This window comes from Marinomonas sp. ef1 (assembly GCF_002806845.1).
GTDB classification, from domain to species: Bacteria; Pseudomonadota; Gammaproteobacteria; order Pseudomonadales; family Marinomonadaceae; genus Marinomonas; species Marinomonas polaris.
Genome location: NZ_NHTT01000009.1, coordinates 72,444 through 90,720 on the forward strand (window position 1 = coordinate 72,444; position 18,277 = coordinate 90,720).

At 41.6% G+C, this 18,277-nt stretch carries 16 protein-coding genes; 4 read left to right on the forward strand and 12 right to left on the reverse strand.

Annotated elements, in window-relative coordinates:
* Positions 1–55: 55 nt before the first annotated feature.
* The 3 genes from CCS02_RS14020 to CCS02_RS14030 all read right to left on the reverse strand — a co-directional run bounded on the left by CCS02_RS14020 (position 56) and on the right by CCS02_RS14030 (position 5,880).
* A complete protein-coding gene (locus tag CCS02_RS14020) occupies positions 56–1,861 on the reverse strand; it encodes an ATP-binding protein (protein WP_100636895.1) in 1,806 nt (601 codons plus the stop codon).
* Between the two features lie 167 nt (positions 1,862–2,028).
* A complete protein-coding gene (locus CCS02_RS14025; protein ID WP_072839586.1) occupies positions 2,029–3,630 on the reverse strand; it encodes an isocitrate lyase in 1,602 nt (533 codons plus the stop codon).
* Between the two features lie 48 nt (positions 3,631–3,678).
* Positions 3,679–5,880: a malate synthase G gene (locus CCS02_RS14030; protein ID WP_100636896.1), complete on the reverse strand. Its 2,202-nt coding sequence runs from the start codon at positions 5,878–5,880 to the stop codon at positions 3,679–3,681.
* A gap of 143 nt (positions 5,881–6,023) precedes the next feature.
* Between CCS02_RS14030 and CCS02_RS14035 the strand changes: the two genes are divergently transcribed.
* Positions 6,024–7,550 (forward strand): DUF3612 domain-containing protein, encoded by a 1,527-nt coding sequence (locus CCS02_RS14035; protein WP_100636897.1) that lies wholly within the window; start codon positions 6,024–6,026, stop codon positions 7,548–7,550.
* 92 nt (positions 7,551–7,642) lie between these two features.
* Here the strand turns inward: CCS02_RS14035 and CCS02_RS14040 are convergent, their stop codons facing one another.
* The 3 genes from CCS02_RS14040 to CCS02_RS14050 all read right to left on the reverse strand — a co-directional run bounded on the left by CCS02_RS14040 (position 7,643) and on the right by CCS02_RS14050 (position 10,119).
* The gene (locus CCS02_RS14040) at positions 7,643–8,305 is read right to left on the reverse strand and encodes a hypothetical protein (RefSeq protein ID WP_100636898.1); all 663 of its coding nucleotides are present in this window, start codon (positions 8,303–8,305) and stop codon (positions 7,643–7,645) included.
* Between the two features lie 375 nt (positions 8,306–8,680).
* Positions 8,681–8,935 carry a DeoR family transcriptional regulator gene (locus tag CCS02_RS14045; RefSeq protein WP_100636899.1) on the reverse strand — a complete coding sequence of 85 codons (255 nt, stop codon included), beginning with the start codon at positions 8,933–8,935 and terminating at the stop codon, positions 8,681–8,683.
* 17 nt (positions 8,936–8,952) lie between these two features.
* Complete coding sequence (locus tag CCS02_RS14050) at positions 8,953–10,119, reverse strand: MFS transporter (protein WP_100636900.1); 1,167 nt, start codon at positions 10,117–10,119, stop codon at positions 8,953–8,955.
* Positions 10,120–10,252: 133 nt separating this feature from the next.
* Between CCS02_RS14050 and CCS02_RS14055 the strand changes: the two genes are divergently transcribed.
* The gene (locus CCS02_RS14055; RefSeq protein ID WP_100636901.1) at positions 10,253–11,203 is read left to right on the forward strand and encodes an AraC family transcriptional regulator; all 951 of its coding nucleotides are present in this window, start codon (positions 10,253–10,255) and stop codon (positions 11,201–11,203) included.
* 91 nt (positions 11,204–11,294) lie between these two features.
* Here the strand turns inward: CCS02_RS14055 and CCS02_RS14060 are convergent, their stop codons facing one another.
* The gene (locus CCS02_RS14060) at positions 11,295–12,641 is read right to left on the reverse strand and encodes an alpha/beta hydrolase family protein (protein ID WP_157808002.1); all 1,347 of its coding nucleotides are present in this window, start codon (positions 12,639–12,641) and stop codon (positions 11,295–11,297) included.
* 238 nt (positions 12,642–12,879) lie between these two features.
* Here CCS02_RS14060 and CCS02_RS14065 point away from each other — a divergent pair, with 238 nt between their 5' ends.
* On the forward strand, positions 12,880–13,941 hold the full coding sequence (locus CCS02_RS14065) for a LacI family DNA-binding transcriptional regulator (protein ID WP_100636902.1): 1,062 nt from the start codon (positions 12,880–12,882) through the stop codon (positions 13,939–13,941).
* A gap of 63 nt (positions 13,942–14,004) precedes the next feature.
* Here the strand turns inward: CCS02_RS14065 and nudK are convergent, their stop codons facing one another.
* On the reverse strand, positions 14,005–14,586 hold the full coding sequence (gene nudK, locus CCS02_RS14070; RefSeq protein ID WP_100185970.1) for a GDP-mannose pyrophosphatase NudK: 582 nt from the start codon (positions 14,584–14,586) through the stop codon (positions 14,005–14,007).
* A gap of 260 nt (positions 14,587–14,846) precedes the next feature.
* On the opposite strand from nudK, the gene CCS02_RS14075 reads away from it, so the two are divergent.
* Complete coding sequence (locus CCS02_RS14075) at positions 14,847–16,058, forward strand: phosphoribosyltransferase family protein (protein ID WP_072839572.1); 1,212 nt, start codon at positions 14,847–14,849, stop codon at positions 16,056–16,058.
* 87 nt (positions 16,059–16,145) lie between these two features.
* Here CCS02_RS14075 and CCS02_RS14080 read toward each other — a convergent pair whose 3' ends face one another.
* From CCS02_RS14080 to CCS02_RS14095, 4 genes are all read right to left on the reverse strand, one after another.
* Positions 16,146–16,730 (reverse strand): hypothetical protein, encoded by a 585-nt coding sequence (locus tag CCS02_RS14080; protein ID WP_100636903.1) that lies wholly within the window; start codon positions 16,728–16,730, stop codon positions 16,146–16,148.
* 187 nt (positions 16,731–16,917) lie between these two features.
* Positions 16,918–17,181 carry a DksA/TraR family C4-type zinc finger protein gene (locus CCS02_RS14085; protein ID WP_100636904.1) on the reverse strand — a complete coding sequence of 88 codons (264 nt, stop codon included), beginning with the start codon at positions 17,179–17,181 and terminating at the stop codon, positions 16,918–16,920.
* Between the two features lie 28 nt (positions 17,182–17,209).
* Entirely contained in the window at positions 17,210–17,845 is a 636-nt protein-coding gene (locus CCS02_RS14090; RefSeq protein ID WP_100636905.1) for a LysE family translocator, read from the reverse strand.
* A 34-nt stretch (positions 17,846–17,879) separates the two neighbouring features.
* Positions 17,880–18,209, reverse strand: coding sequence for a DUF2834 domain-containing protein (locus tag CCS02_RS14095; protein ID WP_100636906.1), 330 nt, complete (start codon positions 18,207–18,209; stop codon positions 17,880–17,882).
* Positions 18,210–18,277 lie beyond the last annotated feature (68 nt).

Below are 18,277 nucleotides of genomic sequence, written 5' to 3' on the forward strand. Positions count from 1 at the left end.
ACACTCAATAAAAAGCAAACAGTTAACCTTTACTATCAGCCTTTAAGATCGGTAGTTATTTTATCGTTCCCATCCGTACTTTGTTAACTATGGACTCTAAGTCTTCAAACAAAAAAGGTTTACTTAAAAAAGTGTTCATTCCTGATTCAAGACATTTCCGTTTTACACTCTCCTCTACATGAGCAGTCAGAGCAATTATCGGTGTTTGATTAAAGCCTTTATCTTTCTCAATCTGTCTAATAGCAACTGTGGCTAAAAAACCATCCATTTCAGGCATATTACAATCCATAAAAATAATATCGTAACGCTGGGAGCTATTAAATTTCTCCAGCGCCATTACACCTGTTTCAGCCAAATCTACAGAACATCCCAACTTTAAGAAAAATTGCTCGCAGATCATTTGATTTACTTTATTATCTTCGGCCAACAAAATATGCAGTGGCCGTTGCACATCACTTATTTCGAATTTATCTGTAGACTCTAATAAAGGTTGATTCAATACATCTTCACTAGGAAGTATGAATGGCAGAGTTACGGTGAACACACTTCCTGTACCAACGATGCTCTCAACCGACATAGTCCCACCCATGAGGTCCACTAAACGTTTAGTAATGCTTAACCCCAACCCAGTACCTCGGATATTGGGATTAAAATGACTAACCTGATAAAACTGTTCAAAAATTTTCTGCTGGTTTTCAGGAGATATACCAATGCCTGAGTCTCTAATGGCAAAAGATAAAATGACAGTGTTTTTTTCATCACTTTCCTTACAAGAAACCTCAATAGATATTTCACCTGCATCAGTAAATTTAAACGCATTCCCAACAAGGTTATAGAGGATTTGATGAAGCCGATAAGGGTCACCTCGTACTAATTCTGGAATATCATCGATAGCACAAGTTAGCTTTATTGGCTTTTTATCAAACTGAGGAGAAAGCAATAACATCACTTCATTGATGATATTGCGTGAACTAAATGGAATTTTCTCTAATTCCAACTGTTCTGCATTAATCTTGGAGTAATCTAGAATATTATTAATAATGTGCATCAATGTTCGGCCAGCATTATTGATTACTGTAACTTGCTGTTGTTGCAGTTCATTAAGGTCACCCATAGATAGCAATTGGGCCATCCCCAATACCCCATTCATTGGTGTACGTATTTCATGTGTCATTGCCGCTAAAAAATCGGCTTTTGCTTGCCCTGCACGCTCGGCTTCAACTTTCGCCTTTTCTAGCTCTTCCGCCTGTTCTGAAAGTTTTAAATTATCATTAAGTGCCTGCCAGTAAACACGATTTTGCTGTTTTCCAGTAATAAAAATAAACAGGCCATAACCAACAATTAAAGCCGCAACAATCAAGTTACCTGGCTCGTTTAGCAGCAACCCAGCCGCTAAAGCAAAAGGAAAACAAATTAATACGAAATAACTGCGCATTATTTTATACGAAGGCGCTAATACAGTGACACCTCCTATACTAATACCAGCTGCGGCCATAACATTTACTGTCACGGCTAAATCGATAGTCGGGTTAACGTAAAAAAGCCAAGCAGAACCACTTACCCACACAATAGCGGATGAATTGTAGATAAAAGCATAACGAGGAAAGCACGTGGAGATATCAATATCATTAGATGAAGAGACTTTTAAAAATAACACTAAACGATAAATCTGCAACAGTAAAAAACAGCCTGAAAAAACACCAATAATGTCTATGTGTTCACGAGCTGTTGTAGAGCTAAAAGCAGCAGCCCAGAATGCTAATAAATAAAATACTCCGCCATATCTAGAGCGTCTAGCTAAATCCTTTAAGCTAATATCATTGAGTTGTTGATCACCCAACGTATAGCGTGAATTATTCAATAGCGTTCTCAGATTAAATGCCCATTAATAGTTTAAGGTGCATCAGCTTCCATTGACTGATTTATCCATAATAGTGCATTTAAGTACTATTGAAAACCAAACAAAAAAAGGCCAGCAGGGGGAAGACTGCTGACCTTATCAATACAACCGGATTGTTATTTAGCTAATCAAACCGCGAATTGATTCATGGTGTTATCTTTACCTGACGCTTTCAGTGCCTGCTCACCTGAGAAGTACTCTTTGTGATCATCACCAATATTAGAACCAGACATATCTTGGTGTTTCACGCAGGCTAAACCTTGGCGAATTTCTTTACGCTGTACTTCTCTCACGTAGCCCAACATGCCAAGTTCACCGAAGTAGTCTTTCGCTAAATTGTCCGTAGACAAGGCAGCTGTATGGTACGTCGGCAAGGTAATCAGATGGTGAAAAATCCCAGCTTGTGCCGCTGCATCTTTTTGGAAGCAACGAATACGTTCATCCGCTTCGTCTGCCAACACACTACCATCGTAATCTTGTGACATCAGTTTCTCACGTTGGTATTGGCTCACATCTTTACCTTCAGCCAACCAAGCATCAAACACTTGCTGACGGAAGTTCAACGTCCAGTTAAAAGATGGACTGTTGTTGTAAACCAATTTCGCGTTTGGCATAACGTCACGAATACGATTCACAATGGCAGCAATTTGACCGATGTGTGGTTTTTCGGTTTCGATCCACAATAGATCCGCGCCATTTTGCAAAGACGTAATACAATCCAGCACCACACGATCTTCACCTGTATTCGGCTTAAAGCGCACCAAACCATTGGCTAAACGAGTTGGCTTAATCAAACGCTCACCCAGTTTGATCGCCATATCACCAGACTTCATTTGCTCCAGTGACGTCACTTCTTCGCCATCAATAAAGGCATTGTATTGTTCCGCCAAGTCGCCAGCCGTTTGTGATACTGGGATCTTTTGCGTTAAACCCGCACCCAAAGAATCTGTACGCGCTACGATCACACCATCATCTACACCCAATTCTAAAAAGGCGTAACGTACAGCATTAATTTTCGCTAGGAAGTCTTCATGCGGCACGGTTACCTTGCCATCTTGGTGACCACATTGCTTAGCATCAGACACTTGGTTTTCAATCTGGATACAGCAAGCGCCCGCTTCGATCATTTTCTTCGCTAGCAAATAGGTCGCTTCTTCGTTACCAAAGCCAGCATCAATATCAGCAATAATTGGCACAATATGAGTTTCAAAATTATCGATTTTTTGCTGTGTCGCTTGCTCGCGAACTTGATCGCCCGCTTCTCTCGCTTCGTCCATCTCTTTGAATAAATGCTGTAACTCACGGGCATCTGCTTGTTTCAAAAAGGTGTATAGCTCTTCGATCAAAGCTGGCACCGAAGTTTTTTCATGCATAGATTGATCTGGCAATGGACCAAATTCAGAACGCATCGCCGCGACCATCCAGCCTGACAAGTATAAGTAACGGCTACGGGTCGTGCCAAAATGCTTCTTAATAGAAATCATTTTTTGTTGGCCGATAAAACCGTGCCAGCAACCTAAAGACTGAGTGTAATTTGCTGGGTCTTTGTCGTAGCTCGCCATGTCTTCACGCATAATTTTAGCTGTGTATTTCGCGATATCTAACCCCGTATTGAAACGGTTTTGCAATTGCATTCTAACCACAGATTCTGGATTCATCGCCGCCCAAGTTGGGCCTTGTGAGTGAATCGTTTGGCTAGCTTGTTGCGTTTTATTCTTGTAAGTATGCATAGTATTTCTCGCTCTTTAGGTTGTTTAAGATAAATTCATTAATAAAAATCAATTCTCAGCTTTCGCTTTAACTCGGTATGCATGTAGCAAAGGTTCGGTATAACCATTTGCCTGAATCACGCCTTTGAAAATCAAATCCTGCGCCGCTTTATAGGCGTAACTGGTTAATAAGTTTGACGACATAGGTTGGTAACCTTCTGTGGTTTTATTCTGTTCATCTACCACCAGCGCCATACGCTGCATCACGTCATCAATCTGTTCTTTATCGCAAAGTCCATGCAGTAACCAGTTAGCCAAATGCTGGCTGGAAATCCGCAAGGTGGCACGATCTTCCATCAAGCCCACATTGTTAATATCAGGCACTTTCGAACAACCAACGCCCGCTTCAACCCAGCGCACTACATAACCCAGCAAACCCTGAACATTGTTTTCGATTTCTCGCTCAATCACTTGGTCCGACAAGGTCAAATTGCTTGGAATTGTCGGGATGGTAAGTAAATCCGTTAGGCTCGCTTGCGGACGGCGTTTAATACGTTCTTGTACTTCAAACACATTCACTTGGTGATAATGCAAAGCATGCAATGTCGCCGCCGTTGGCGAAGGCACCCAAGCCGTATTTGCGCCGGCTTTTGGATGCGCAATTTTGGCTGTCATCATCGCCGCCATTTCATCCGGCATCGCCCACATTCCCTTGCCAATTTGTGCTTTGCCCTGTAAACCACATTGCAAACCTATGTTTACGTTGCGGTTTTCGTAGGCTTGAATCCAAGGCTGAGTTTTAATCTGATCTTTTGGCAAAAATGGCCCTGCTTGCATACTGGTGTGAATCTCATCGCCAGTACGATCTAGAAAGCCAGTATTGATAAAGAACACTCGTGATTTCGCCTGACGAATGCACTCTTTCAGGTTCAAGGTAGTACGACGTTCTTCGTCCATAATGCCAATCTTGATGGTGTTTTCTGGCAAACCAAGCATCTGTTCTACTCGACTAAATAACTCACAGCTAAACGCCACTTCTTCTGGTCCGTGCATCTTTGGCTTGACGATATAAATGCTGCCAGTGCGACTATTACGCATTCGGTTTCGAGTCATACCTTCTGAGCGTTGCAAATCCAGCGCGCCAATCAAGGTTGTCACTACCGCATCCATGATGCCTTCCGGTACAAAGTTACCTAGCTCGTCTTGCATCAAGTCACATTCCATCAAGTGACCCACGTTGCGTACCAACAATAAAGAACGACCATGTAGACGGTATTCCTGATTGTCCAAATCCGTAAAAATACGGTCAGGGTTCATGCGACGCGTTTGCGTTTGCCCATCTTTGCTAAAGCTGGCTTCTAGCGTGCCTTGCATCAGTCCTAACCAATTGCGATACACTTCAATTTTGTCTTCCGCATCAACGGCTGCCACAGAGTCTTCGCAATCAATAATGGTGCTCAATGCCGATTCAATAAGAATGTCGTTGATATTGGCTGGGTCTTTCGCACCGTTTTTACCGTTACGATCAAATTGGATCTCTACGTGCAAGCCATTGTTTTTTAGCAAAATGGCCTCTGGTTCACTGCGCTGACCGTTTACTGCCACCAGCTGACAAGGCTGCTGTAAACCGGTTTGACTGCCATCTTGGAAAAAAGCCAATAAATGGTGGTAATAAACCACGTAGCTGATCACATCTTTATGAGAACCAGACTCCAGCGGAAACACGTCATCCAAAAATTCTTTAGCTTTGGCAATCACCGCTTCGCCACGAGCTGGGTTGTAGCCTTTATTGTGTAAAACAGCTGTTTCTAGTCCTGCTGTTTTCGCAATGACATCTGTACCGTAAAAAGCGTCGTACAAACTGCCCCAACGTGCATTGGCGGCATTCAATGCAAAGCGAGCGTTCTTTACTGGCACAACTAATTGAGGTCCTGCCAAGTGAGCGATTTCCTCATCGACATTCGTCGTGGTGATGGTGAAATCTTCGCCTTCTGTGACCAAATAACCAATCTCACGCAAGAAGGCTTCATAAGCCTTTATGTCCATGGCTTGGCCTTTTCGAGCGAGATGCCATTGATCAATCTGTTGTTGCATCGCATCGCGAGTGGCCAATAGTTGGCGATTAATCGGTGACAAGTCAGCAACTAACTGTTCAAGGTCGCGCCAAAATGTTGTCGGTTCGATAGCGTGAAGTGGCAGCACTTCTTCATTGATGAAGTTGCAAAACCCTGGATGAATCACACTGTTATTTTTAGCTTGGGGCATATTCATCTCGCTTTCCTTCTTTCTTATATCTATCTGATTCTTAGGGTTAGCAATTCGTTTGATCTCTCTTACGATTGCTTGATTTATAGTCTATGCCCTACTAAGATAAAATTTCACAATAAGAATTACACAGTGTAAATTTTACAAAAATGAAAAATAAAAATAGCCTCAATCGCAAAGCCCATTTTTTGGGTACTAAGATCCGCAACCTGCGTAAACGCAACCGTTTGACGATGGAAGACCTGTCGGCGCGATGCATAAAAGTAGACGCAGAATCTGCCCCATCAGTGTCTTATTTATCCATGATAGAAAGGGGGAAACGCATCCCCAGTGAAGACGTATTGGAAGTCATCGCCAGCGTTTTTCAAAAAGATGTCGAATGGTTTTTAGATGATATTCCGGAAGAAGAAGCCATTACTCCAACAAAAGGGTCTGGCGGTGGCATTAATGGTATGGCGTTAGAGCCAAACTTTTTGTTCTCGAAAGAAATACTACAAATCGCCATTCCTGAGATGCTTTCCCAAACTGGCACCAGCGGTCGTCAATTTGCTCATTTGTTGATTCGCGCCCACCAAGAGCATCATCAAAATCATTTCCCAGATTTAGAGCGAGCCGCCGAAGAAGTAGGACTCAAGCGCTTACCATTAAGCCTTGATGAGATTGTCGCCATCACCAAGCAAATGGGTTTGCAGATCAAGTGGTTTAGAAAAACTCCGTTAGCGGTTTTACAAGAAATGGGCATCAGTGAAAGCCATGTGGTGACTTCTTTCTTTGATCCGCCAAGTACAATCTACATCAACCAAATCATGAAGGCCCAGCCACAACGGTTGAAATACAATCTCGCGGTGCATATTGGTCACACGGTTTTACACGACAAAGACGGCATGAAAAACGTCTTGGTCACAGGACGAAATGAGATCTCGCCCTTACAAGCGCAGAACGCGAAACTGCAATCATCGGGGATGGATGCTCAGGATATTTTGTACGCATGGCGGGACTTCGAATGTAGCTTTTTTGCGGGCGCACTGCTTTGCCCAAAAGTTCCATTTCGACAAATGCTAGATCGTAATGGCTACGAAATTAATACCGCACAACTAGCGGGTGTTTCTGAATCCGTCACCATGCGCCGTATGACGGCAGCATCGCCTTATCCGCATTGGCATTATTTTGATGCCTACGCTCCGGGCAAACTTAAAGCCGTGTATCGTGGTAATGGCATTCCACTGCCTTGGGGCAATATGAGTATGGTGGAAGATCCTTGTCAGCACTGGTCTGTGTTTCGCAAAATAAGCGAACCAAGCACGGGCACTTCTGCACAAATATCGATTCTTAATGTCGGCGACGAGCCGCGGATTTACGCTTGCGAATCGATCAAAGTACAAGATCTTGCAGGCAACAATCACGTACTTTGCTCCGGCATCGATTTGAATCCTGCCATTGATGCCCAAGGCAAAGACGCCCTATCCATTGCAGCCGATTTACGGGAAGCGTGCGTCACCAAAGGCGGTTCTTCACAGATCCCGAGAAGCATCAAAAAAGACCTAATGAGTGTGGCGAAAATTCTCAATATCAATTGGGTAGAACGCGGCATAGACAACGACGCTCGACTGATTTGCTCACGCGGCGCCGTCTGTCCGAGGAAACCGAGTTGTTATCAGCAATGTGAGGCGCATTAGTCGGCTTGTTTGAGATTGATCTTTAGCAAGATGTTTACTTTATGGCAAAGTTAATAGTGATGAACTTTTCACTATTAACTTTGAAGTAAAATTTAATTAGCAGTAGCTAAAGAATTATCACTATCTATCCATGGTGTTCCTTGAAGCTTTGGATAACCTTCAATATAATTAATTTCTGCGTTAGTTTCTTTGCGGATTTGACGAACAATATCTAAAAATGTTTTTTCAGTCCATTCCTCTGGTGTTCCAACCATTGCACTAGACATTTTGCGGCTCAATTCCATAATGCCACCCTCTTTTTTACTAAAAGTGGCATATAAATCTAAATGATACCCCTCTTTGTATTGAAATAAGCAGGCTGTAAGATTAAGTTCTGATTGACCTGTAATAGATCGATTAGCCTTTGCAGTCCAAGCAGCACCATCACATGTAGCTACTTTCATACTAAGCTGACCACTAGCAGCAGCTAACGCAGCAAAGCTAGAACCTTTAAAAGGTTCAACTAGAGTGAAACGACCAGCTTTTTCAGGTAATTCTGTAGATGTTGGAATTGGGGTTGCCTCTTGTGCATCATTAACATTACGCCCCAACCCGTCACTAGCTGCTTCTGCAACAACAAAACGATCTACATCAGTTTTAATATCAAAAATTCGATAGTATTCAATTGACTTTGTCTTCTCAACCAATGCGTTATTTATTGTTCCACATCCAGCTAATAGACTAGTTACAGTAGCTAAAACCATACACTTCTTCATTATTTACTCCATATATTATAATGACTAATCAAAACCAAAATTACATAAGATAGAGTTTATCGAAAAAATAGAAGAAGTTTATTCATAACAACTAATAAGCTATTTTAAATAACTAAAACTTGTGCACGGGATAAAATCAAAAACACGTAAATAGAATGAGGAGTTTTATGCCTTCCCTAGCATATAAATTTTTCTGTAATAAACACTGAAAAATGTAATCAAAGTTCAAACAGCATAATAATTATCTTTCAGTTTTTTGTAAAGGATTGGTCATGAAGTCTATTTTTTGAATAGATACCATACCTCTATCTTGTAGCCAAAGTGATCGATTAATGTTTTATTTTCTGATCGCTCGACGACTTTCTTCAAAATTTTTTAACAAAGCACAAAGCCCCCATCATTAACAACTATTTTTTCTGTCTCCGAATACTCTTCTACAACAATTGCCCCAGCTTCAATACGTTTTAACAAGCCTGCTTTTTCTAGATAAATCATGTCGTTGAAAATGATGTTATCCGACACATTAAATCGATGCTTTAGCGTTTCAGAGAATACTTTTCCATCCAATGCTAACAACAGCAGTATTGTCTGTTGTCGCTGAATGCTTTGCCTACTCTCGGTGCTCATCATGATCTCTCTCTTAGTTGTTAACGTAAGGAGGTGTTGCTATAACGCCTTAATCGTTCGGTGGTCAGTAATATGATGGCAGCCAGTAACAGCAATATCATGGGGAACGAAGCAAAAGTGAATACCTTTGCTGTGGCGCCAAGTATTGGCGGTACGACCATGATGCCGATATAAGCCGTCGCCATGGATAAACCAATAATGGCTTGCGATGCCGATGAGCCAAAACGTTTCGGAGTCATTTGAATGGTGTTCGGAAAGATTGGCGCACAACCTAACCCAATGAATATCAAGCCTATTTTTGCCAACTCATCTGAAAATGGTAGAGCAAGCAAGATGCAGCCGAACAAAATAATGACAACGCCTGAGCGGATAAGGGTTTCTTCTGCCACTTTTTCTGCGATCACTCCACAGGCAAAGCGCCCTGCTGTAATACCTAAATAGTACATTGCTACCCAAAAAGCGGCATCAACTGGCAAAATATTTCGCTCTGTCGTTAGGTAACTCGCAGCCCACAATCCAGTGCTCGTTTCTATGGAACAATAACTAAAGAACATGGCTAATTGCAGCGATACTCCTTTTATTTTTAGTGCGGAAGTATTTGTCACTAACGGAGTACTTGTCTCATCCCTTTTTACCGAGCGAGTAACAAACTGCCTCCACAGTGGAAGGGAAGCAAATAATAAAATGACCAGTAATAATTGCACGACCGCAATGGTCATGTAGCCATCACGCCAACCTTCTTTGAGGGCCAAATAATTCGCCATTAGAAGTGGACCAGCGGTCGCACCAACACCCCAGAATGAATGCAGATAATTCATATGCTTGGCTTTATAATGTAATGCAACAAAGTTGTTCAATGCAGCATCCACAGCGCCCGCCCCAACACCTAATGGAATAGCCAAGAACACAAGCGCCCATGCCATGTTGGACATACTAAAGCCAAGTAGTGCCACCGCTGTCAGTAAGACACTTAACGCAACAACTTTTCCTATTCCAAAATAATGAATTGCTTTCGTCACAAAAAGGCTAGAGATCACAGTACCAGCACTGATAATGAGAGAAATAACACCGGCAAATTCCAGTGAGGCATTTAAGTCGTTTTTCATAACTGGCCACGATGAGCCAAGTACCGCATCAGGTAGACCCAAACTAATAAAAGCGATGTAGATAATGAAAAGCAATAGCATGACAGTGTTTACCCGTTTGATTTTTTTTAAAACAATACCGTCTACATGGGTTTATATATAGGTATATACTCTCTTAAAATATAACGATTCTATCAACATCAATTTTACCAAGGCGAGTTCAATAAGTGGTGCTATGCAAATTTATAAGATTGAAACAGAAGAAAATGGCAGAGAGCTGACTATTCACGGTAGTCATGACTTTCCTTGTGGATCTTATGACGAACGTTTTTCACATTTTGTTGGTGGCGAAGTACCGTGGCATTGGCATGATGAAATAGAAGTTGTGTTGGTTATAGAAGGCGCCACCAAAGTCGAATGTATTAATTCCAGTGATATCGTGAAAACTGGAGAAATGGTCTTTATCAATGCCAATACCTTACACAAGCTAACGAACTATGGCACTGAAGACTGTCGAATACTGAACGTGGTGTTCAGTCCAAAAATGCTTGGTGGTGTGGGCTTTGGACTAATTTATAAAAAGCATGTGCTTCCTGTTATCAATAACAAAGAGCTGCTGTTTTATAAATTCTCCGGCGCTAAAGCTTGGCACGAGCAAGTGATCAATGAGCTGGCGACAGCCTTTGCAGTATGGAAAGAGCAAGGTTCTGACCGCGAGTTTTATATGAACATTGCACTAATGAAATTCTGGCATATTTTCTGTACCAATCAGCAAGACATCACCGCGACTCACAACGCGGCAAAGACCAATGAAAAGCGAGTACAATCCTTGCTAAATTTCATCCACAGCAATTATGAAGAACGCATTTCCATTGCCGATATAAGTGAGGCTGCAAACATCAGTGAAAGTGAATGTTATCGTATATTTCGCAACGCTCTGAGTTGCTCACCAAACAGCTATTTATTGAATTATCGGCTGCGGAAATCGGTTCAACTGCTGACCGAAAGTAATAAACAAATCGCAGACATTGCCTACGAAAGTGGTTTCAACTGCTCAGCCTACTTTGCTAAAAAATTTAAACTTGCCTTTAATGTAACCCCAATGCAATTCCGGAAAAATTACAGCGTAACCTTAGATCATCCTTTAGCTAACAACTTTCCCATAACACAAACCAAATCAAGCTAATTTCGCAATAGAAGGCAAGACCCAAAAGCCTGATTAACTACTTTTGGATCTTGCCTAGTAGGTTATCAATTCGTGACGCTTTTAGCTGTTTTTAAGAGCCTGCCTTTAAGGTTTCAAATCTCAATCCACTTGCGCTTCTATTAGGGAAACCTTTCCAGTAAGTATTGTCTGAGTTATCCATACCATTTTTTGCCTTACTCCATTTACCATCATTCGAAAGAGGTACTAAATCAAAGTAGCTCGACATAGCAGAATCATGTTTCAAATATTTACCTAGCCATGCCGTAATAAAGTGCGTTGAAATATTGTTCATGCGTACGTTATCCCAAACTGAATCAAGATAATGCATGGTTAAATTAAAGCCTAAATCAGCGTCCACCTTGTTGGCTTCTTCTGGTGGCGCCATTGGTGCGCCTGCATTGTGATTTGCATAGTCGAATGTCAACAATGAACGATCAACACTGGATGCAGACTTCCATAAAGAACGCACTCCGTCTTCATAGCCAACAACGTCGTCCACTGAACCCGCTATAAATAACATGGGAACTCGAATTCCCTTTGTCGTTTCTGAATCCATGAAGTGTCTTTTCATACCTGCAGGAGCAAAGGTGACAGCTGTTTTTATTCGACTATCCGCTAAGGCGAGATACTCTTTGCTTCCACTCAGATACTGGTCTAGCGTGCCTTTAGGTGTCGAAAAAAGACCTTCTCGTTGATCCAAGGCATATTGTGTCAAACCACCTCCTACTGTCACTACCGTGCCATATCCGCCCATTGAATAACCAATAATTCCGGTATTATTCACATCCACCAAGTTATACAAAAAGGAGGCTTTGTCCTTTGCTAACTGGCTAATTTGATCCAAGATAAACAGTTGATCTTTGGTTCTATTGACCAAGCTTGAGCTGATCTTGGATAAAGTACTATAAGTCGAATCTGTATGATCAATAGACACCACTACGTAGCCTTTTGAAGCAATATTCTCTGCTATGGGCGCCATTAAAAACCGGTTTCCAGGATAACCGTGGGAAATAATCACCAATGGAAACGCTTTTTCAGTTTTAGCTGGTTTGGCTTCTACAATCGCCTGACCATGTAAGTCGACTTTGGTTTTGCCATCTCTGATGAAAGCTTTTATTACTCTAGAACCTTTGGCGTTGGCTAATGCTGGATACCAAACTTCAACCGTTAATGGACGATCATAATACGGAAAAGCATCTCCATCTTTTCTGTCATTATCCGTGTTTAAAACGTCGATCTGTTTTTTATGAATAAAATCAATTTGTCTGACACCTACTGTTTGCTCTCCATAAGCTGCAAGCTCAGGGGCATCGGCTCGAATGATATCAATTCTATTTTCTGCTCTTACGGCAGAAAATGGGATACAAGAAGCAACCAACAACGTTAAGGTACATCGGGTCATTAGTTTATTTATCATTACAACTTTCCTTATTATCTTTATTGTTTTTAACATTTAAAAAGCTCACCTAAAAGCGATTATTGTATCTTTAAGCAATGTTTAGGTAATCGATTAACCAATGAAGTATAAACAGGTCAATCCATCATTCTCAAGTACTAAAACTTACTTATACTGACAAAACCTTTTCCTCGCTTGTTGCTCCCACCAAACGAAGATAAAATCTTAACTCTTCAATACCTCCTAGTAAGGAAACTGCATGCCACCAAGCCAGCGCCGAAAACAAAAGCACACCACCAACAGCAAGGTGTCTTTAGCTATGGTGGCGGCTAATGCCAAGGTATCGACAGCAACAGCTTCTCGTATCATCAATGGAATTACGAACAAGGCGTCAGAGCAAACTATTCTGCAAGTCAAAAAAGCGGTTGAGGAACTCGGCTACAGACCAGCAAGTATTGGCAGAGCATTAAGATGCCAGGAAAGTCGTATGGTTGGTGTATTAGCCGCTAGTTTGGCCAACCCTACGATGTCGGCAATTGCTTCATCAATAGAGTGGGCGTTAAGGGACGAAGGCTATATTATGTCCTTGTGTGATACTCATGAAGAGGCAAAGATACAAGACGAATACTTACGCGAGATGCAGTCTCAACTGGCTCGTGCAGTTGTCATCATTGGCGCGGTGCAAAGTGAGCTTTTAACTGATTACCGTAACAGTGATACGACATTGCTCTTTATTAATCGCCCCGCTCCAGACCAAAAGAATAGCTACTATGTTGGCATCAATAATTACCAAGCCGGTGTTGATGTCGCAAATTTACTTCTACAGCATGGAAAGAAAAACATTGGGATCATTCATGCATCACTGAGTTTTACTGCCGCGGCGGAACGACGCAGAGGTCTGCTAGATAGGTTGTCAGAAGCAGGCATTTATCCCTATGATGTCCCTCATGCTCACATAGAAGGGCTTAATCATCTTGAGGTCGGGTATAAAAGTATGCAAACCTTTTTAGACATGCCCAAAAGACCGAATGTCATTGTCTGTCTAAGTGATATGCTAGCCTATGGAGCATATCGTCTCACTCAGGAAGCGGGGTTAGATCCTCTGGAAGACATCACTTTTTTTGGCTTTGATGACAACCCGCTGAACCCTTGGATTGCTAGTTGGCTAAACTCGGTTGGCGTTCCTGCAAGCTTATATGGACCTGCCACAATGGCCACCTTGAAAGCCATTTGGAACCATTCACCACCAACCGAGCCGGTTTATCTTCCTCATCAATTTCGTTTGAATAAAGAGTTTTCTCTTCTACCACCGAAGAAATAAGCTGTTTAATGGCTAACATGATGCTTCTATACCCTCAGGTAAGCAGCAAATTTTGCTTTTACATTAGAGCAAGCCGTTTAACTTAACGTATTGCAGCAACATGATGGTTTTTCCATCTTTAATCTCACCAGAATCGACCATAGAGCAGGCTAGCTGAAAGTCTAATTCAAGCACTTCTATATTTTCTTGTTCATGCTCAAGGCCACCACCATCAGATATCTTCATGTTGTCTGAATATTCAGCCACAAAAAAGTACAGCATTTCCGTGACAGAACCTGGCGACATATAAGCTTCAAAGACTTTTGTGACGTGTTCAACTTTAAAGCCTGTTTCCTCTTCCGTTTCTCGTTTTATGCAATCTTCGGGATTATCTTGATCTAATAGACCTGCACAAGACTCAATCAGCATCCCATCATGATTACCATTTACGTAAGTGGGCATTCTGAATTGTCGAGTCAACACTACGGTCTTTTTTTCAATGTTATAGAGCAGAATCGTTGCGCCATTACCTCTATCGTACGCCTCACGCTCTTGATATTGCCACTGACCATTCTGGCCTTTCAACTCAAAAGAAAATTTATTCAAGGTATACCAGTTATCAGATAATAGCGTTTTTTCTATGTTACGAATATCCGTCGTACTCATGCTTGCTTCCTTATAAAGTTTATAGCTATTAACAAAAATGATTAAAATCAAAATATAGCAGCACTGGAGCTCCCTGATCTATTCATCCTAATAAAGGGCTTTAAGAAAACGTAGAATGACATCGGTTTACACCTGTCACAAATATCATGTAACACCTAATCGACATAAAAATGCCATTTATCCTCAATCAGCCCTATCGAAAAAAGCCTACAAGTATTAAAATCAGCGCAAATTCCCCTACCCTTAGTTAAGGATCTCTCATGACTTTGTCGACCGGTCAGGCTACTAATGTCGTCGTTGTTAGTAACTCTTCCGATAATCCGTTTGCTATTGATGTCGCTTATGCAATGGGTCAACACGAAGACATCGCTGATTTGATCAGTATGAAACAGTTCATGAACTCCGAATTCTGCCCACGTTTTATTTCTGACGAAGCAGATTTCGATAACATTGGCCGCAAACTCAAGGGTAAGGCTGTCATCATAGTTAGTACTGGCAGTCATGTAAAAAGTCGCCAAGAACTAGCGATGTCTAACCTGATTATCGCTCGTGCTGCAAAAGAAAATGGTGCCGACCGCGTTATTTTGGTTGAGCCAGACTTATTCTACAGCGCACAAGATCGTGGCCCTCATCAGAGCTTAGGCGAAACCAGTTTTGAACGTGATATCCAAGACGTTAAAAAATTCGATGGTCAGCCTTTCACTGCTAAGCTTTATGCTCAGCTATTAAAGCTGTCTGGTGTGGATACTGTGATGACGATTCACAACCATTCCGATTCTGTGCAAAAGATGTTTACTGAAGTGTTTGAAGGCGACTTCCATAACTTAATCCCTTATGAGATTTACGCCCATTACTTGTTGAATTCAAACATCCTGAACTACGGCGAAGACGGCGAAGGGCTTGTTCTTTGCGCACCAGACAAAGGCGCACGCGATTTCGTTAAAGAAATGTTCAAAACTCTAGGTCTCAGCAAAGCTAAATTCATCATGCTTGATAAAGACCGTACCGCTGAACGCAAAGTAGAAATCACTCTGCATAAAGAAAGCGAACACACTTTTGACGGCTTAGACGGCGCAAGCATTGTGTTGTTCGATGACATGGTTCGTACCGGTTCTACCGTAGTGAAATCTTGCCAATTCTTACAACAAATCAATCCTGAACGTATGGTGTTTGCAGTATCGCATTTTTATGCCAGCGATGAAGGTCGTGAGCGTATGGCGCATCCAGCGATTGGCGAGATTTTAACACTAAATACCTTACCAACGATTTTGAATCGTGATGAACAAGGTCGTTTACGTAAGAAAATGGTCGTATTAAAAGTGGAAAAATGGCTTGCTCAAGAGCTTTGCAACATTCTGGATTTGCCACAAACTCACGAGCCAAACCCTTACAAAATCGATATGTCGTCTAAAAACCCACGTTTTAAACGCAAAATTTGGTTCAGTGAAGAACTGTCTGAATTGAAGGGCTAGAATTAAACACTGTTCAAGTAAGTATTCAAGAATACAAAAATGCCGCGATCACGCGGCATTTTTATTTCTTTTGCTCAATTTTATTGATTAAGCACGAAAAGCTAATAAAAGAATGTCTTTGATTTTACGATCTATTTCTACTTGTGCCGATTCAAAATCCGCTCGCTCTACCTTGTATAAGAAAGGCTGAACACCACGTAATTTCTTGATCGCTTGTGGGTCTTCAGCTAACAAGACCGCAACATAAGAGAACGCGTCGTAATAAGGAAAAGCTTGCTCACGCAATGCGTTCAAGTACGAGTCAACCGACTCTTCTCCGAACACTTGCTTGATAGCAGTAATCGCACCAAAAACAGCGACTCCTTCACACAATGCTGGCGTTTTAGTGCCTTCAAAACCAACAGGATATTGACCACGTACCATTTCTTGAATTACATCCGCCAATAACATGACATCGTTACTGAATACTCGAGCTGGCATCTGAATCTTATAACGATATGGTTCATCAGCGTGCTCAAATACGGCACTTGGTTTAGCAATGTCATCACTGGCTTCAAAGCCATCAAATTTGGCTTCAACAACGGCTTCGCCAAAAAGAAACTCTACTGCAGGCAACCAAGCCGCACGCAACTTTTCTAATTTATTTACTTCTGTTGAGTAAGTGTCTGCCACAACCTCATCCTTATTTATTCTGAAAGAAACAGAGCATCAGACTCATAGCCAAAACACTCTTTTAGATAGGCGAAACCTTACCATAATGGAGAAGATCAAGCAGGCAAAATTCGACGATAAATACGTAGATTCAGTGAATAACAGTGGTATTTAGATCAATGAAACAGAAGAAAATAACTTACGGATCTTATCTTAGTTGGCTATCTTTACTGCCTGCACGATTATACAAAGCAGAGCGGCCTTTCTTCTCTTGCTCGAACTGGCATTGAATGCACAAACGCACTCCTTGAATGGCTTTGCGCCGAGGTTCAGGAATCAAAGCATCGCACTCTTCACAATGGGTCAGGCTCTCCCCTTTTGGCATGCTATTTTTTGCACGCTCCACTTCAGAGTCAACCGTTGCGTCTATTTGATCTTGCACCGCACCATCTTGCGCCCAACCACTAGCCATAAAGCGAGCCCTCTTCTTTATATTTGCCTTATCGATTACTCAACAATATTCCACCACCCATGGTGATAAACAAGCCGCCTGTTATTTTGGTGATTTTTGCTTCCATGTTTTTTAATGAAAAGCGTTTTCCTAGGCGAGCGATGCCAAAAGCATAGCCGATATGCACGCTAGTAACGATAGCGCAGATAGTAATAAACATGACCGAAAACTGTTGATACGCTGGCGATTCTAGGGTTAAAAACTGGGGTAAGAAGGCCGACAAAAATATCAATGTTTTAGGGTTACTTGCTGAGACTAAGAACGCCTCACCAAACAATGCACGTCCGGTTTTAGTCGACTTAGTGACAACTGTATTATCTATAGCATCAAAAGTAGATTTCTTTTTGGATCGTAGCGCTTTAATCCCAAGGTAAATCAAATAGCTTCCGCCTAATATTTTCATCACCAGAAACCAAACTGGCAATGTTTGTAAGAGTGCACCAACGCCCAAGGCAACCAAACAAACAATCAAAAATTGGCAGGTCAAATTACCAAAAATCGTAATAAAGGCAGATTTCCAACCAAATTGAATACTATTTTTAAGCACTAATAATACGTTCGGCCCTGGCGACAGTGTGGTCACCAAGTAAGCTAAGAAAAACAAAGTCCATAGATGGAAAGTCATAGTTTGCCCTTAAGTTTGTTGTTAAATAATACTCTTATTTGCTTCTACTTGGTTCTGCACAACGTTGCCTTTCCCGTAAATAGAGGTACAAAGGTAATCCGCAGGACACTCCAACACTTAACGTTCCAACTATTGCTATAAATCGCCACTTAACTTGGTTCTTTTGGCCATCATGAACAATAAAACCCAATAGTGTGATCGCTGCCACAATTACATCTAGCCATGCAAAAATACTGATAGGATTAGCCATTGCTTCAATGTAGAACTGTGGTAGATCTAAACCATTTTGCAGCAGCCAAGGAACAAAAGCCGCATAAGGAATAAGTGTCCCAATAATTGCTAAACCTAAATAAAACATTAGCATTGCTATACCTCCGTGTATCTCTTATTAATTTTTAATCGCTGGCAATGGGTGTTTAAACACAGATTTAA

Excerpts from the sequence above, each read along its gene's own strand:
- CCS02_RS14045 (WP_100636899.1), bottom strand. The coding sequence starts at position 8,935 with ATGATGAGCACCGAGAGTAGGCAAAGCATTCAGCGACAACAGACAATA.
- CCS02_RS14035 (WP_100636897.1), top strand. The coding sequence starts at position 6,024 with ATGAAAAATAAAAATAGCCTCAATCGCAAAGCCCATTTTTTGGGTACT.
- CCS02_RS14060 (WP_157808002.1), bottom strand. The coding sequence starts at position 12,641 with ATGATAAATAAACTAATGACCCGATGTACCTTAACGTTGTTGGTTGCT.
- CCS02_RS14050 (WP_100636900.1), bottom strand. The coding sequence starts at position 10,119 with ATGCTATTGCTTTTCATTATCTACATCGCTTTTATTAGTTTGGGTCTA.
- CCS02_RS14090 (WP_100636905.1), bottom strand. The coding sequence starts at position 17,845 with ATGACTTTCCATCTATGGACTTTGTTTTTCTTAGCTTACTTGGTGACC.
- CCS02_RS14030 (WP_100636896.1), bottom strand. The coding sequence starts at position 5,880 with ATGAATATGCCCCAAGCTAAAAATAACAGTGTGATTCATCCAGGGTTT.
- CCS02_RS14095 (WP_100636906.1), bottom strand. The coding sequence starts at position 18,209 with ATGCTAATGTTTTATTTAGGTTTAGCAATTATTGGGACACTTATTCCT.
- nudK (WP_100185970.1), bottom strand. The coding sequence starts at position 14,586 with ATGAGTACGACGGATATTCGTAACATAGAAAAAACGCTATTATCTGAT.
- CCS02_RS14085 (WP_100636904.1), bottom strand. The coding sequence starts at position 17,181 with ATGGCTAGTGGTTGGGCGCAAGATGGTGCGGTGCAAGATCAAATAGAC.
- CCS02_RS14065 (WP_100636902.1), top strand. The coding sequence starts at position 12,880 with ATGCCACCAAGCCAGCGCCGAAAACAAAAGCACACCACCAACAGCAAG.
- CCS02_RS14055 (WP_100636901.1), top strand. The coding sequence starts at position 10,253 with ATGCAAATTTATAAGATTGAAACAGAAGAAAATGGCAGAGAGCTGACT.
- CCS02_RS14075 (WP_072839572.1), top strand. The coding sequence starts at position 14,847 with ATGACTTTGTCGACCGGTCAGGCTACTAATGTCGTCGTTGTTAGTAAC.
- CCS02_RS14040 (WP_100636898.1), bottom strand. The coding sequence starts at position 8,305 with ATGAAGAAGTGTATGGTTTTAGCTACTGTAACTAGTCTATTAGCTGGA.
- CCS02_RS14025 (WP_072839586.1), bottom strand. The coding sequence starts at position 3,630 with ATGCATACTTACAAGAATAAAACGCAACAAGCTAGCCAAACGATTCAC.